This window comes from Amycolatopsis sp. AA4 (assembly GCF_002796545.1).
In the GTDB taxonomy this organism is placed as follows: domain Bacteria; phylum Actinomycetota; class Actinomycetes; order Mycobacteriales; family Pseudonocardiaceae; genus Amycolatopsis.
The window spans coordinates 3,322,550-3,336,200 of the sequence record NZ_CP024894.1 but is presented as its reverse complement, the minus strand read 5'-3'; the positions used below and the strand labels follow the sequence as shown (position 1 = coordinate 3,336,200).

Here is a 13,651-nt window from a genome sequence, read left to right as displayed (position 1 = left end):
CGGCTCACGGCCACGACCCCTCCTCCGAAGCGCACACGACCAGTTCCCGCACCTCCGCGTCCGGCGGCTGGCCGAGCGCGAACGCGATCGTTCCGGCGACATGTTCCGGCCGGTTCAGCTTCGCGTCCGCGGGCGGGCGGTACTGCTCCGTCCGGTCGTCGAAGAAGCGGGTCCACATCCCGCCCGGGACGAGCAGCGTCACGCCGACGCGGCCCGCCAGCTCCGCGGCCAGCGCGCGCGTGAAGCCGACCACGCCGAATTTCGACGCGCAGTATGCGGTCGCGTCGCTGACGGCCTTGATGCCGAGCGTCGAGGACACCGTGACGATCCGGCCGTGCGACTGCTCCAGGTACGGCAGCGCGGCGCGCACCACGGCGACCGTGCCGAGGAGGTTCACGTGCACGACTCGCTCCCAGTCCTTCGCCGGGACCTCGCCGAGCGGACCGCACGCGTCGATCCCCGCCGCGGTCACCACGCCGTCGAGACCGCCCGCTCTTTCGGCCACCTCGCGGACGGCTGCCTCGGCCGCGCCGGAGTCCGCGAGGTCGACCTGCACGAATTCCACTCCGTCGGCGGGTTCGGCACGGTCCAGCACCCAGGGGGTGCCGCCCTCCGCGCGGACCGCCTCGACGGTCGCGGCGCCGAGACCGGACGCGCCGCCGGTGATCAGGACGTTGCCAAGAGAACGCATCAGACTCCCTCGAAGATTCACTGGCCGGCCGCGGCGGCGACCAGCCTCGTCGTCGAATAGCCGGGCAGGGTCGGCACCAGCACGACCTCGCCGCCGTGCCGTTCGACCACCGCCCGTTCGGGCAGCTCCGCCTCGGCGTAATCGCCGCCCTTGACCCAGACGTCCGGCCGCAGCCGTTCCAGGATCGCGACCGGGGACGATTCGTCGAAGACCGCCACCGCGTCCACCACGGACAGTGCGGTCAGCAGGCGTGCCCGGTCCGGCGCGGACAACAGCGGACGTCCCGGGCCTTTCAGCCGGCGGACGGAACTGTCCGAGTTCACGCACACCACCAGGGCGTCGCCGAGAGCGCGCGCCTGGCGCAGCAGGCTGACGTGGCCGGGGTGCAGAAGGTCGAAACAACCCCCGGTCGCGACGAGCCGTCCACCGGCCGCGCGGACCCGTTCCGCTACCGCGAAAGCGTTTCCGGCCGAGAAATCCGGAGTGTCCACACTGGACTCAGCGGCGCGGTCTTCCTCAATGGACAGTGCACTGGCCCCGCCCGCGGCGACAAACCGCGCTGCCGCCTCGACCGCAACGCGCACTGCGTCCGCAATCGGAGCACCGTCGAGCAAGCCAGCTGCCGCAGCCGCCGCGAACCGATCGCCCGCGCCGCAAGTATCCGTGGCGCTGCCGCTGACTTGCGCACCTTCCGGCACCGAAATCCGGCGCACTGACTTACCGTCAGCCACCAAGGCGCCTCGGGAACCGATAGTCACGGCGACCGCGTCCGCGCTCCAGCGTTCACGCAGCAGACCCGGCATCTCGAGCGCGTCCGGAACCACTGCGGTGGCCTCGCTGGCGTTCGGCGTGACCAGCCGCGTTCCCGGCACCGGCTCGGTCCCGCGCGGATGCGGGTCCCACACCACCGGGATCTCGTCCGCCAGCTCGGTCAGCACTTCCCGCAGCCGCTGGTTCCGCGTCATGCCCCGGCCGTAGTCGGACACCAGGATCGCCCCGGCACCGCGCAACGCGCGCTCGGCACGGTCCGGCAGGCCGTCCGCGGACGCGACGCCTTCGCCGGAATCCAAGCGCACCAACGATTGCCCCGCCGCGCGGATCCGCGTCTTCGACACGGTGCGGCCCTCCAGCGGGACCGGCACCAGCGTCACTTCCGGTTCGAGCAGCCCGGCGAGCGTGCGGGCGGAACGATCGTCGCCGAGTGCGGTCACGAGAACCACCTCAGCGGTCGACCGGGCTGCCAGCACGGCGGCGAGACCTGCTCCGCCAGCGCGCAGCCACCGGCGGGTCACGTCGACGACCGGGACGGGCGCGTCCGGGCAGAGCCGTTCCGCGACGCCCTCGGCATCCACGTCGAGGAATACGTCGCCGACCACCACCAGCGGCTTCACGCGGGCACCCCGAGCGCGTCGTCCAAGGCTTCGCACAACGCGTGCACCAGCGCCAGATGCAGTTCCTGCACGGTGGCCGTGCTCGGCGCGTCGACCGCCACCGCGTCGTCGCACAACGCGGCGAGCGGGTTCGGCGCCGGTCCGGTGAACGCCCAGGTGGTCACGCCGATTTCCTGCGCCGCTTTCGCCGCCGCGACGACGTTTTGGCTGGTGCCGCTGGTCGACAGGCAGACGAGCACGTCGCCGGGCCGTCCGTGGGCGCGGACCTGGCGGGCGAACAACTCCGCTTCGTCGTAGTCGTTGCCGATCGCGGTCAGCGCCGAGGTGTCGGCGTGCAGCGCGATTGCCGACAGGGGACGGCGTTCGCGGCGGAACCGGCCGACCAGCTCGCCGGTCAGGTGCTGCGCTTCGGCGGCGCTCCCGCCGTTGCCGCACGCGAGCAACCGCCCGCCGTCTTCGAAAACACTGGCCAGATGGGTTCCCCACGCGGCAATGCGCGGCGTGGCGAAACGCAATCGTTGCGCGGCCGAGCACAAGTCGGCGAAGTGGTCTGCCATGACGGCACCTCCTCAGAAAGTCAGCGGTTCCGGTGACGCCGGACCACGAACGGACCTAACGCCAGAACATCCACCGGAGCCGAACCGAAACACTCCAACGCGTCGCGCGGAGAATCGACCATCGGCCGCCCCGCGGTGTTCAGGCTGGTATTGACGACGACCGGAAGCCCGGTCCGGTGCGCGAATCCGGAAAGCACGCGCGCGGTTCGCGGATCGTCTGTCGGGTCGACGGTTTGCACCCGGGCGGTACCGTCCACATGGGTCACCGCGGGCAGCCGCTCGCGCCACTCGTCGGCGACGTCGTGCACGAAAAGCATGTAGGGACTGGGAAACGGGCCGCGCGAGAAGATCTCCTCCGCGCGGTCGGCGAGCACCATCGGGGCCACCGGGCGGAATTGCTCGCGGCCCTTCACGTCGTTGAGCCGCTCCAGATTCCCGGCGCGACCGGGGTGCGCGAGCAGCGACCGGTGCCCGAGCGCACGCGGGCCGAACTCGGCGCGGCCTTGGAACCAGGCCACGATCTGGTCGTCAGCCAGTGCGTCCGCCACCGCGTCCGAGACGTCGTCCGGTCGTTCGTAGTCCAGTTTCGCCTTCTGCAGAATGGCTTCCAGCTCGGCGTCGGTCCACTCGCGACCGAGCGCGGCGCCGGACATCGGTTCGATCCGCTCGCCCGCGTCGGCCGCCAGCTGAAGCGCGGCTCCGAGCGCGGTCCCGGCGTCTCCGGCGGCGGGCTGGATCCAGACGGATTCGAACGGGCTTTCCGCGTGCAGCCGGGTGTTGGCCACGCAGTTGAGCGCGATGCCGCCGGCCAGGGTCAACCTCCGGTGCCCGGTCTGGTCGTGCAGCCAGCGGGCGAGGTCGAGGAGCACTTCTTCCAGGACATGCTGGACACTGGACGCGAGATCCGCGTGCCGCCGCGTCGGTTCCTCGCCCGGCGCACAGCGCGGCGCGAGAGCGGACCAGTCGATCAGCTCAGTGCGAAATCCTCCATCGCCGGTCACGTAGACGCGCTCGCGGAGATAATCGAGATGCACCGGTCCGCCGTAGGACGCCAGCGCCATCACTTTGTACTCGTCGCTCGACCGCGCGAAGCCCAAATGTTCGGTAAGATCCTCGTAGCACAGACCGAGCGAGTGCGGAAGCTTTTGCGCGGCAAGCTCTTTGAACCGTCCGTCGCGATACTCGCCGGCCAGGTACGACGTGCTTTCGCCGCGTCCGTCCGCGACCAGCACCGCGGTGTCGCCCGGCGGCCCGGCCAGCGCGGCCGACGCGGCGTGCGCGACGTGGTGCCGGACGAACCGGGCCTTCCGCTGGTCCAATCCGGGCAGTTCGCTGGCGAGGAATTTCGGGGCGCGGCGGGCGAATTCAGTCCGCAATTCCTCGCCGCTGGGATCGTGTCCGGCGAGGCCGGGTTCGACCAGGTCCGGATCGTAGGAAAACCCCACCGCGTCGAGGTCCGCCGCGGTGAGCCCGGCCCGCTCGAGGCACCAGCGCGCGGCCTGCCCCGGCTGTTCCCACGCCGAGAACGGCACCGCCTGCTTGCCGTGCTTGCGCCGGCTGAACCGCTCTTCCTCGGCCGCCGCGACGATCCGGCCGTCGACGACCAGCGCGGCGGCGGGGTCGTGGAACACCGCGTTGATTCCCAGGAAGCGCACCCGCTCATCCCCTCTCCCCGCCGGGCGGACCCCGGTGGCCCGCCGTCCCGGAAGCACTACCCGGCGAAGTCGGGGATAAACGAAGCAGCCGGAAAAGCCCAGGACGTCGCTACTCACCGAAGCGACACCCCGGTTTCAAGCGGCCGCGACCTGCCGAGCCAGCGAAATGCTCGCACCGCGGCGTCGACATGCATCATCGGAGAAGACGCCCGGCGAAGGCGGGAGCACGTCGCCGTTCCCCCGACACCACCACCGTCTCACGCAGCCGCGACCTGCCGCGCCGCGAACCAGTCCACCGTCCGCCGCAACCCCTCCCCCGCAGCGACCCGCGGGGACCAGCCGAGCACTTGCCGGGCCAGCGAAATGTCCGGGCACCGCCGCCGCGGATCGTCCACCGCTGCCTCGACATGCACGATCCGCGAGGACGACTGGGTAATCGCGATCACCCGTTCCGCGATCTCGCGCACCGAAAGCTCATGCGGGTTGCCGATATTCACCGGTCCGGGGTAGCCCGACCGCGCCAACGCGAGCAAACCGTCGACGGTGTCGTCCACATAACACAACGAGCGCGTCTGCCGTCCGCTGCCTTCGACGGTCAGCGGTTCCCCCGCGAGCGCCTTGGTGATGAAGGACGGCACCATCCGCCCGTCGTCGGCTCGCATGCCGGGGCCGTAGGTGTTGAAGATCCGCGCGATCCCGGTGTCCGCGCCCTTCTCCCGGCGCATCGCGCTGGTCAACGCCTCGGCATAGCGTTTGGCCTCGTCGTACACACTGCGCGGCCCGATCGGATTCACGTTGCCCCAATAGGTTTCGCGCTGCGGATGCTGCAGCGGGTCGCCGTACACCTCGCTGGTGGACGCGAGAACGAACCGTGCCCCGCGCGCCGCGGCGAGGGCGTTCTCGGTGCCGGCCGAACCCACGCGCAGCGTCTCGAGCGGCAGCCGGTAATAGTCCCGGGGAGACGCTGGCGAGGCCAGGTGGAACACCACGTCGACCGCCCCCGGGACCGGGATCGGCCTGGTCACGTCGTGCTCCAGCAACCGGAACCGCGGATGTCGGGCGACGGCGTCGAGCGCGCCGGGGCGGGCCGTCGCGAGGTTGTCCACTGCGGTCACTCTCGCGCCCTCTTCGAGCAGTTTCGCGCACAGCCGCGCGCCTACGAATCCGGCTCCGCCGGTGACTACCGCGTGGGAGAAAGCCATGTCGCGCGGGATACCCTTGCCACGCCGCGTTAACCACCGCGACTCACGGGTAACCGCCGGGCATGCGAGTACTCCTGACCGGCTGGGCGAGTTTCGCCCGCGGCGAGGCCACCGCGGGCGACGTGCTGAGTTTGCGCGCGGTGAGCGACGTCCTCACTCAAGCCGGGGTCGACCACCTGACGGTGTGGAGCCCCGCGTTCCGCCCCGAAGGCCCGCACCTGGCCGAAGCCGAGCCGGACGCGTTCACCCACGTCGTCTTCGCCTGCGGACCGTTGCGCGGCACGCAACTGCGCGAGTTGCACCAGCGTTACGCGCACTGCCGACGGCTGGCGATCGGCGTGTCCGTGCCCGATCCAGCCGACCCGGCGGTCACCGGATTCGACCTGGTCCTCCCCCGCGACGACGGCGACGCCTGCGCCGCGGACCTCTCGCTGGCGGCCTGGCTCGAAGCACCGCCGGTAGTCGGCGTGCTGCTCGCGCCGGACCAGCCCGAATACGGCGCGGACCGACGCCACGACACGGTGCACGCGACCCTCGCCGAATGGCTGCGCGACCTCGACTGCGGCCGCGTCCCGCTCGACACCCGCCTCGCCACCGACGACTGGCGGCATTGCGCGACCCCGGACCAGTTCGTGAGCACGCTGTCCCGGATGGACGTGCTGGTCAGCACCCGGCTGCACGGCCTCGCGCTCGGCCTCAAAGCGGGGATCCCGGTGCTCGCCGTCGACCCCGTCGCGCACGGCGGCAAAGTGACCGCCCAGGCACACGCGCTGCGCTGGCCCGCCGTCCTGCCCGCGGACGCCGCCCGCGCCGACCTCGACAAGTGGTTCGACTGGTGCTGCTCCGCCGAAGCCCGCGCCCGGGCCGCCGCGGAACACCCGTTCCCGGGACCGCTCGCCGAACTCGTCGGCGCGCTCAAGGGAATGCCGTGAACCGGACAACCGTCGTCGTGGCCACCCGCAATCGGGCCGGCGAACTGGCCCGCACTCTCAGTGAACTGTCCACAATGGACCCCAAGCCGCCCGTAATCGTCCTGGACAACGGTTCTGCCGATGACACGGCGAAGGTCGCGGCCTCCTTCGAGCAGGTGCGGGTGATCCGAAGCCCGCACAATCACGGTGCTGCGGCGCGCAACCAAGGCGTCATCGCTGCTCAGACGCCGTATGTCGCGTTCAGCGACGACGACTCCTGGTGGGCCTCCGACGCCCTGCGCCGCGCCGAAAACCTCTTCGACGCGCACCCGCGGCTCGGCCTCCTCACCGGCCGGACCCTGGTCGGCCCGCACCAGCGCGAAGACCCCATCACGCCAGCCCTCGCCCACAGTCCATTGGGGACTCCGCCGGACGCGCCCGGCCCGCTCGTGCTGGGGTTCCTCGCCTGCTCCGCGATCGTGCGCAGGTCGGCGTTCCTGCAGGTCGGCGGATTCAGCCCGATGCTCCACTTCGGAGCCGAGGAACAGCTGCTCTCCTACGATCTCGCCGCCGCGGGCTGGCAACTCTGCTACGCGGAAGACGTCGTGGCCCACCATCACCCGTCTTCCGCGCGCCCCTCGCCGGGCTGGCGACAGCGAGCCGAAGCGCGGAACCAACTGCTCATCAGCTGGCAGCGACGACCAGCCGACGTCTGCGCGACCCAGCTGCGGCGGCTGCTCACCCACGCGCGTCGGAACCCAGGTCTGCTCGCCGCACTGGCCGCCGCCGCGGTCCGGCTGCCGCGCGCGCTGGCTCACCGCCGGGTGCTGCCCGCCGCGATCGAACGACAAGCCCGGCTGACGGAGGGATGAGCATGGACCGGACGTCCGTTGTGGTCATCACGCACAACCGCCGCGACCAGCTGCGGGAAACGCTCAAGCACCTGGTCGCGCTGCCGGAGCGGCCGCCGATCCTGGTGGTGGACAACGCGTCCTCCGACGGCACCGCCGACCTGGTCGCCCGCGATTTCCCCTCGCTGCGGCTGATTCGGCTCGACCAGAACCTCGGTGCGGTCGGCCGCAACATCGCGGTCCGCGAGGTGACGACGCCGTACGTGGCGTTCTGCGACGACGACACCACCTGGCAGCCAGGCTCCCTCACCCGCGCCGCCGACGTGCTCGACGCCCACCCCGGCCTCGGCTCGGTGACCGGCCGCTGCCTGGTCGAACCGGACTTGTGGGAAGACCCGATCACGCCGGAGATGCGGTTTTCGCCGGTTCCCGGCCCGGAGTGGCTGCCCGGCCCCGCGCTGCTCGGCGTGATGGCCGGATTGACGATGTTCCGCGTGCGCGCTTTCCGCGACGTGGGCGGCTTCTCGCCGCGCATGTGGCTCGGCGGGGAGGAAGAACTGCTCGCGCTCGACCTCGCCGCGCGGGGCTGGCGGATGTGCTGGCGGGAGGACGTCGTGATCCACCACGCACCGTCGAAACTCCGCGATCCGCGGCGACGGCGAGGGTTGGGGATCCGGAATACCTTGTGGACCTTGATGTTGCGCCGTCCGTGGCGCTCGGTGCTCCGCCGGGGAGCCGCGGTACTCGCCTCCGCACCCCGAGACCGGACGACGATCGCCGCGGTGGCCGAGTGCCTGCGCGGGCTTCCGTGGGTGCTGCGGGAACGGGCCGTCGTCCCGGCCGAAGTGGAGCACGGGCTGCGACTGCTGGAAGAACCGCAGCGGAAGTCGGCCGCGCGCAGCTACACCGGATAGCCGTCCGTGAGGGGAACCCTGAGGGACTCTGAGTCCCTCAGGGTTCCCCTCACGGACAAAACACCTACCGTGCCGCGGCCAGCCCAGACTCCCCTGCCGGCATCGCCTTCTCGTAGGCCCGGACGGTCTCCGCCGCGATCCGGTCCCACGAGTACCGTGCCCGGACCCGTTCCTGGCCCGCCGTCCCCAGTGCCTCCAGCTCGGCCGGCTCGTCCAGCAAAGCCCGCAGGCGGGCCGCCAGCCGGGCCGGGTCCCGGGGCGGCACCAGGCGGCCGGTGATCCCGTCGACCACCGTGTCCGTCAAACCGCCGACCGCGGCCGCCACGACCGGCACCCCGCACGCCATCGCTTCCAGCGGGACGATCCCGAACGGTTCGTACCACGGCGTGCACAGCACCGCGTCCGCCGAACGCAGCAGAGCTGGCATCTCAGCCCGGCTCACCTGACCTGCCAGCCGCACCCGGTCGGCCACCCCCAGCCGCTCCGCCAAGCGGCGCAGCCGCTGTGCCTCCGGATCCTGGGCGAGCGCGCCGGACGCCGGTCCGCCCGCGATGACCAGCTCCGTCTCCGGCACTCGCGGCAACGCGGCGATGGCCAGGTCGAATCCCTTGCGCGGCACCAGCCTCCCGACCGAAACCAGCCGCTTGGGCGCGGTCTTCGGCACCACCGGGCCGCCGACGCCGAACCGGTCCAGGTCGACCCCGCACGGCACCACCGAAATCCGCTGCCGCGGCACCCCTTGCCGGGCCAGTTCGAAGACCTCGTCCGAGCACGTCGCGACGATCCGGTCGACCTGCTTGCCGACCATCCGCTCCAGCCGCGCCCGCTCCGGCGGGCTCGTGTCGGCGTCGCCCTGGTGCCGCCGTTTCACCACGCCGAGCGCGTGAAACGTCTGCACCGCCGGCACCTTGGCCTCCCGCGCGGCCAAGACCGTCGCGATGCCGGACATCCAGAAGTGCGCGTGCGCCACGTCCGGCGGCTCCTCCGTCCACCGGTCGCGCAGCCAGCTGCCGAATTCGCCCATGTGCGGCAAAAGCTCGTCCTTCGGCAACCGGCGCGCGGGACCGGCCGGAACGTGCACCACGCGGTAGCCCGCCGGGGTCTCCACCGCGGCGGGAGCGTCCGGGTCGTCCCGTCGCGTGTACACCGTCACCTCATGGCCGCCGCGCACAAGCGCCGCGGAAAGGTCGGCGACGTGGACGTTCTGCCCGCCCGAGTCCTCCTCCCCCAGCGCGGCGAGCGGGCTGGCGTGCTCGGACACCATCGAGATCCTCATCAGACTCCTTCCGCAACGGGGACGGTTTCGGCGAGCAGGCGGTCCCACCGGGTCAGAAACGCGTCGAGACCGAAGTGCGCCAGTGCGTGTTCGCGGGCCGCTTTCCCGGCCAGCACGGCGAAATCGGGTTCGTGCACCAGCTCGCGAAACCGCCGCGCGAGCACTTCGATGTCGGCGGAGCACACCCCGGCGTCCGGGGGCACCGCCGAAGGAGCCTCCGTGGAGGCCACCGCGACGATCGGCATCCCCAGATGCATCGCTTCCAGCAGCGACAGGCCGAGCGACGTCCAGCGCGCGGTGTGCAGGTACACGCGGTGCCGGGCGAGTTCGTCGTGCAGCCGGGGCGGACGCACGTCGCCCTGCCCGCCGGGCAGGCCGTCGGTGCCCATGCCGAACACGTTCACCGGCGCGATCTCGCGGAACGCGGGCAGCAGATCGGCCCCGGTGACGCGGGCGCGGCGGCGCGGTTCGTTGATCATCGCCGCGCCCGCGGGCAGTTCGCCGGTGTAGCGCTCGCCCGGGTCCGGGATGCCGTGCGGGATGACGACCACCGGGGCGAGCCCGTTGTCCCACATCAGCGCGTTGTACGAGGTGACGTGCACGATCGGCACCGCGTCCTGTCCGGCCATCGGATGCTGCGAGACCGCGGCGCCGTGCCGGGGCGCGTTGTGCTCGACGTACACCATCGGCACCCGCGAACCCAGCTGCGGCCGGACGAACGCGGCCTCCTCCGGCCGCTGCAGCACGACCACGTCCGGCTCGGCGTCCGCGAGCCGGTCGACGGGGACCTCGGTCACCGAAGGCCAGTCCCGTCCCGCCCGGCCCAGCCCCCACGGAGCGCCCTCGGGGCCCGCCGGGACGAAATACTCGTGCCGGCCGCGCACGAACGCGTCGGTCCACGACCCGTGGACGTGCCAGAGCAAGATCTTCATGGGCCTTGGCTTATCCGCGCGGAATCGACGTTAAACCAGGCCTCGTGCGGGGTATCCCGGTCAGCTTTCGCCGCGGAAATTGTCGCCCGACTGGGGATGCCCCCGCTTCGACCGCCCTTCCTCGTCCTCGAGGGGACTCTGCGGGTCCGGCCGCCGGGGCGGGCGTCCTTCGTCTTCGTCCACCCGCGTACGGCGCGGATTCGCCGCCTTCTGCTCCGAATGTCGTTCGTCGGTCATGCCGCCTCCAACACGGTTTTGAGCCGTCCTCGACGCCCGTGCGCACGAGGAACCCGTTCGCTCCGCCTCGAGTCACCAGTCCGGGCGGCGCACCGCGGGAAGCCGGTCCAGCGTCGCCGCCACCGCCGCGGCCACCCGCGGTTCGCTCAGCGGAGCACCCGCCGGGCCGTGCGGAAGCACCTCGACCTCGACCCCGGCCTCGCGGGCCGAGGCGACGCGGTTGCCGTACGCGGCGAACCACTCGCGGGACGCGCGCCCGTCGCCCTCCGGGTCAGGCCCGACGAGCAGCACTGAGCGCACCGCGTCCGGGTGCTGTTCGGCCAGCCGCAACGCGACCGGCACCAGCTGGCCGCCCGCCACGACGTCGGCCAGCGGCTTGGCCTCGGCGGCCTGCTCGAGCAGCGCCGGGGCCCGATCCGGCGGGCAAGCCACGATCCGGTGCTCCGGAGCCGCCTGCCGCCAGCCCGGCGGGGCCTCGTCGCTGGCGCCTTCGTCCAGGACCACGAGCATCCGCTCAGTCATCTGCCAGGACCTCCTTCGCGCGGCTCCTCCCGGCGGCGTACCCGGGGGGTCCGGCGCGAAACCCCGAGTTTGGCCGTCGCCTGCCGGGGTACCCGCGCGGGTCGGGCCGAGAGAACGGAGACAAGGTGCGGGACGGGATCGCCGAACCATGGGGCACGCGTACACCGTACGGTCCGGGCGAGGACTGGCCCGTGCGCGTGGACTGCCATCTCGCGGACGGCTTGGAGGTGGGCGAGGTCGACCGCTGGGTCCGTTCGGCCGCTGTCCTGCACTCGAACGGCGACGGGCTGGACATCGCGGTGAAGGACGGCCGCATCGCGGGCGTCCGGGGAAGGGCCGACGATCGCGTCAACCGCGGACGGCTCGACCCGAAAGACCTCTTCGGCTGGCAGGCCAACAACGCGCCGGACCGGCTGCGCACGCCGCTGGTGCGCGACCATGGCGTGCTCCGTGAGTCCACTTGGGACGAAGCGATGGACCGGATCGTCCAGCGCAGCCGCGAATTGCTCGACACCGACGGTCCCGGGTCGCTCGGTTTCTACACCAGCGGACAGCTTTTCGCCGAGGAGTACTACACGCTGGCCGCGATCGCGCGCGGCGGCCTCGGCACGAACCACCTCGACGGCAACACCCGGCTGTGCACCGCGACCGCGGGCGAATCGCTGAAGGAAAGCTTCGGCTGCGACGGCCAGCCGTCCTCCTACACCGACCTCGACCACGCCGACGTCATCGCGCTGTTCGGGCACAACGTCGCCGCGACCCAGCCGGTGCTGTGGTCTCGCATCCTCGACCGGCTCGCCGGTCCGCAACCTCCGCGGCTGCTGTGCGTCGATCCTCGGAAGACTCCGGTCGCGGAAGCCGCGGAGCTGCATCTGGCCCCGCTGCCCGGGACGAACGTCGCTCTGCTGAACGGGATCCTGCACGAGGTCGTCCGCCACGGCTGGTGTGACGACGCCTGGGTCGACCGGCATACCGTCGGTTACGACGATCTCGTCAAGATCGTCCGCGATTACCCGCCCGAGCGCGCGGCGTCGATCTGCGGGGTCCCGGCCGACGAGATCCGGGCGGCCGCGAGGCTGGTCGGGACGACGGATCGGCTGCTGTGCACCGTGCTGCAAGGCTTCTACCAATCGCACCAGGCGACCGCCGCCGCCGTGCAGGTGAACAATCTCGTGCTGCTGCGCGGAATGCTGGGCAAACCCGGCTGCGGCGTGCTGCAGATGAACGGCCAGCCGACCGCCGAGAACACCCGCGAATGCGGGGCCGACGGCGATCTCACCGGGTTCCGGAACTGGAACAACGACGCGCACGTGGCCCAGCTCGCGGAGCTGTGGAACGTGCCGGCGGAGCAGATCCCGCACGACGGCCCGCCGACCCACCTGATGAAGATGCTCGACCTCGCCGAGAGCGGCGACCTGCGGTTCTGGTGGATTTCCGCGACCAACCCGGCGGTGTCGCTGCCCGAACTCGCGCGGGTCCGGAAGATTCTGGGCCAGGACCGCCTGTTCCTCGTCGTGCAGGACGCGTTCCGCACCGAGACCGCGGAATTCGCCGACGTGGTCCTGCCCGCGGCGATGTGGGGCGAGAAAACCGGGACCTTCACGAACGCCGACCGCACCGTGCATCTGTCCGAGAAGGCAGTCGACCCGCCCGGACAAGCGCGGCCGGACCTCGACATTTTCCTCGATTACGCGCGCCGGATGGATCTCCGCGACCGCGACGGCGCCGCCTTCCCGCCATGGCACGACGCCGAATCCGCCTACGCGGCTTGGCAAAAGGCTTCCGCCGGACGCCCTTGCGACTACAGTGGACTGTCCTATGAGAAGCTCCGGGTGGTCAGCGGAGTCCAGTGGCCAGTCGACGAAGCGCATCCGGACGGCACCGAACGCCTTTACGCCGACGGGAAGTTCTTCGCCGATCCGGACTATTGCGAGGAATACGGCAAGGACCTGAACACCGGCGAGCCGGTCAAGCCGGAGGAATACCGCGAGTACAACCCGGACGGCAAAGCCATGCTGAAGGGCGCCGAGTACCTGGTGCCGACCGAACCGCCCAGCGCCGAGTACCCGTTCGCGCTGATCACCGGGCGGACGCTGTACCACTTCCACACCCGCACGAAGACCGGCCGCGCGCCGCAGCTGGAAACGGCCGCCCCGGAGGTTTGGGTCGAACTGTCCGGCCAGGACGCCGAACGAGCCGGGATCGCCGAGGGCGACCTGATCGAGATCCGCACCCCGCGCGGGCGCGTCCGCGCTCAAGCGCGCCCGTGCGGGATCCGCGAGGGGGTGCTGTTCCTGCCCTTCCACTACGGCTACTGGGACACCGCCGACCCGACCGGTGCGGACGGCGTCCGCGCGGCCAACGAGCTGACCATCACGGACTGGGATCCGGCGTCGAAGCAGCCGCTGTTCAAGACAGCCGCCGCGGCGCTGCGCAAGGTCTCCGACGGGATCGCGAAGAAGCCCGTCGCGCTGGGCAACCGGGCGGTGTCCGAACAGCTCGTCGAGTAACC

13 protein-coding genes are annotated in these 13,651 nt (G+C 71.4%); 4 read left to right on the top strand and 9 right to left on the bottom strand.

The features are described from left to right. Window positions 1–4 precede the first annotated feature (4 nt). The 5 genes from CU254_RS15850 to CU254_RS15830 form a co-directional block, all read right to left on the bottom strand. Entirely contained in the window at window positions 5–691 is a 687-nt protein-coding gene (locus CU254_RS15850; protein WP_037713794.1) for an SDR family oxidoreductase, read from the bottom strand. Window positions 692–708: 17 nt separating this feature from the next. After that, window positions 709–2,082 carry a PfkB family carbohydrate kinase gene (locus CU254_RS15845; RefSeq protein ID WP_009077345.1) on the bottom strand — a complete coding sequence of 458 codons (1,374 nt, stop codon included), beginning with the start codon at window positions 2,080–2,082 and terminating at the stop codon, window positions 709–711. Next, window positions 2,079–2,639, bottom strand: a complete 561-nt coding sequence (locus CU254_RS15840) for an SIS domain-containing protein (RefSeq protein ID WP_009077343.1) — start codon at window positions 2,637–2,639, stop codon at window positions 2,079–2,081. The genes CU254_RS15845 and CU254_RS15840 overlap by 4 nt, the downstream gene beginning before the upstream one ends. 20 nt (window positions 2,640–2,659) lie before the next feature. Next, on the bottom strand, window positions 2,660–4,294 hold the full coding sequence (locus tag CU254_RS15835; RefSeq protein WP_009077342.1) for a carbamoyltransferase C-terminal domain-containing protein: 1,635 nt from the start codon (window positions 4,292–4,294) through the stop codon (window positions 2,660–2,662). A 257-nt stretch (window positions 4,295–4,551) separates the two neighbouring features. Further along, a complete protein-coding gene (locus CU254_RS15830) occupies window positions 4,552–5,496 on the bottom strand; it encodes an NAD-dependent epimerase/dehydratase family protein (protein ID WP_009077337.1) in 945 nt (314 codons plus the stop codon). A gap of 62 nt (window positions 5,497–5,558) precedes the next feature. Between CU254_RS15830 and CU254_RS15825 the strand changes: the two genes are divergently transcribed. The 3 genes from CU254_RS15825 to CU254_RS15815 are packed head-to-tail and all read left to right on the top strand — an operon-like array spanning window position 5,559 to window position 8,172. Next, window positions 5,559–6,428 (top strand): polysaccharide pyruvyl transferase family protein, encoded by an 870-nt coding sequence (locus tag CU254_RS15825; RefSeq protein WP_009077338.1) that lies wholly within the window; start codon window positions 5,559–5,561, stop codon window positions 6,426–6,428. Continuing rightward, window positions 6,425–7,279 carry a glycosyltransferase family 2 protein gene (locus CU254_RS15820; RefSeq protein ID WP_009077340.1) on the top strand — a complete coding sequence of 285 codons (855 nt, stop codon included), beginning with the start codon at window positions 6,425–6,427 and terminating at the stop codon, window positions 7,277–7,279. Before CU254_RS15825 ends, CU254_RS15820 begins: the two co-directional genes overlap by 4 nt. Before the next feature lie 2 nt (window positions 7,280–7,281). Next, window positions 7,282–8,172, top strand: coding sequence for a glycosyltransferase family 2 protein (locus CU254_RS15815; protein WP_100266801.1), 891 nt, complete (start codon window positions 7,282–7,284; stop codon window positions 8,170–8,172). 64 nt (window positions 8,173–8,236) lie between these two features. On the opposite strand, the gene CU254_RS15810 is transcribed toward CU254_RS15815, so the two are convergent. From CU254_RS15810 to CU254_RS15800, 4 genes are all read right to left on the bottom strand, one after another. Then, window positions 8,237–9,448, bottom strand: coding sequence for a glycosyltransferase (locus tag CU254_RS15810; protein ID WP_037713787.1), 1,212 nt, complete (start codon window positions 9,446–9,448; stop codon window positions 8,237–8,239). Continuing rightward, a complete protein-coding gene (locus CU254_RS15805) occupies window positions 9,448–10,380 on the bottom strand; it encodes a glycosyltransferase (RefSeq protein WP_009077334.1) in 933 nt (310 codons plus the stop codon). The genes CU254_RS15810 and CU254_RS15805 overlap by 1 nt, the downstream gene beginning before the upstream one ends. Before the next feature lie 60 nt (window positions 10,381–10,440). Next, on the bottom strand, window positions 10,441–10,617 hold the full coding sequence (locus tag CU254_RS43050; RefSeq protein WP_158688037.1) for a hypothetical protein: 177 nt from the start codon (window positions 10,615–10,617) through the stop codon (window positions 10,441–10,443). Window positions 10,618–10,689: 72 nt separating this feature from the next. After that, entirely contained in the window at window positions 10,690–11,139 is a 450-nt protein-coding gene (locus CU254_RS15800; RefSeq protein WP_050788195.1) for a hypothetical protein, read from the bottom strand. 125 nt (window positions 11,140–11,264) lie between these two features. Between CU254_RS15800 and CU254_RS15795 the strand changes: the two genes are divergently transcribed. Further along, on the top strand, window positions 11,265–13,649 hold the full coding sequence (locus tag CU254_RS15795; RefSeq protein WP_037713785.1) for a molybdopterin oxidoreductase family protein: 2,385 nt from the start codon (window positions 11,265–11,267) through the stop codon (window positions 13,647–13,649). Window positions 13,650–13,651 lie beyond the last annotated feature (2 nt).

Excerpts from the sequence above, each read along its gene's own strand:
- CU254_RS15850 (WP_037713794.1), bottom strand. The coding sequence starts at position 691 with ATGCGTTCTCTTGGCAACGTCCTGATCACCGGCGGCGCGTCCGGTCTC.
- CU254_RS15840 (WP_009077343.1), bottom strand. The coding sequence starts at position 2,639 with ATGGCAGACCACTTCGCCGACTTGTGCTCGGCCGCGCAACGATTGCGT.
- CU254_RS15830 (WP_009077337.1), bottom strand. The coding sequence starts at position 5,496 with ATGGCTTTCTCCCACGCGGTAGTCACCGGCGGAGCCGGATTCGTAGGC.
- CU254_RS15825 (WP_009077338.1), top strand. The coding sequence starts at position 5,559 with ATGCGAGTACTCCTGACCGGCTGGGCGAGTTTCGCCCGCGGCGAGGCC.
- CU254_RS15815 (WP_100266801.1), top strand. The coding sequence starts at position 7,282 with ATGGACCGGACGTCCGTTGTGGTCATCACGCACAACCGCCGCGACCAG.
- CU254_RS15810 (WP_037713787.1), bottom strand. The coding sequence starts at position 9,448 with ATGAGGATCTCGATGGTGTCCGAGCACGCCAGCCCGCTCGCCGCGCTG.
- CU254_RS15805 (WP_009077334.1), bottom strand. The coding sequence starts at position 10,380 with ATGAAGATCTTGCTCTGGCACGTCCACGGGTCGTGGACCGACGCGTTC.
- CU254_RS43050 (WP_158688037.1), bottom strand. The coding sequence starts at position 10,617 with ATGACCGACGAACGACATTCGGAGCAGAAGGCGGCGAATCCGCGCCGT.
- CU254_RS15800 (WP_050788195.1), bottom strand. The coding sequence starts at position 11,139 with ATGACTGAGCGGATGCTCGTGGTCCTGGACGAAGGCGCCAGCGACGAG.